Genomic DNA, 584 nt, shown 5'->3' with positions numbered 1-584 from the left:
ACAGGACTTGAACCTGTGACCCTCTGCTTGTAAGGCAGATGCTCTCCCAACTGAGCTATACTCCCATATTTGGTGACCCCTAGGGGAATCGAACCCCTGTTACCGCCGTGAAAGGGCGGTGTCTTAACCGCTTGACCAAGGGGCCTAAGTTAATAAAAGTGGTAGCGGCGAGTGGACTCGAACCACCGACCTCCCGGGTATGAACCGAGCGCTCTAGCCAACTAAGCTACGCCGCCATGTATAAAATTTGGTTGCGGAGGCAGGACTCGAACCTACGACCTCCGGGTTATGAGCCCGACGAGCTGCCAACTGCTCCACTCCGCGATGTATTGGCTCCAAGAGTGGGACTCGAACCCACGACCTATCGGTTAACAGCCGATTGCTCTACCAACTGAGCTATCTTGGAATATTAAACTGGCAACGTCTTACTTTCCCAGGTCGTCTCCAACCAAGTATCATCAGCTCTACGAAACTTAACTTCTGTGTTCGGGATGGGAACAGGTGTAGCCTTCGTGATATTGTTACCAGATAATTGACACTCAAACATAATATCAAATTTGATCTTTCTTGTCAAGTGTTTTTTT

The 584-nt window shown here is 49.5% G+C and carries 4 tRNA genes and 1 rRNA gene; all 5 read right to left on the bottom strand.

The features are described 5' to 3' along the window. Positions 1–70: 70 nt before the first annotated feature. The 5 genes from EZV73_RS28385 to rrf all read right to left on the bottom strand — a co-directional run bounded on the left by EZV73_RS28385 (position 71) and on the right by rrf (position 529). Positions 71–145 (bottom strand) — tRNA-Glu (locus EZV73_RS28385). 14 nt (positions 146–159) lie between these two features. Beyond that, positions 160–236: transfer RNA gene (locus EZV73_RS28380), tRNA-Met, on the bottom strand. A gap of 12 nt (positions 237–248) precedes the next feature. After that, positions 249–324, bottom strand: a tRNA-Met gene (locus EZV73_RS28375). A gap of 6 nt (positions 325–330) precedes the next feature. Beyond that, positions 331–406 (bottom strand) — tRNA-Asn (locus tag EZV73_RS28370). 6 nt (positions 407–412) lie between these two features. After that, positions 413–529: ribosomal RNA gene (rrf, locus tag EZV73_RS28365) — 5S ribosomal RNA — on the bottom strand. Positions 530–584: the final 55 nt, after the last annotated feature.

Origin of the sequence: Acidaminobacter sp. JC074 (genome assembly GCF_022496765.1) — a bacterium.
Lineage (GTDB): Bacteria > Bacillota > Clostridia > Peptostreptococcales > Acidaminobacteraceae > JABXKX01.
The sequence above is the reverse complement of the archived record's forward strand: the minus strand, read 5'-3'. Positions and strand labels throughout refer to the sequence as shown.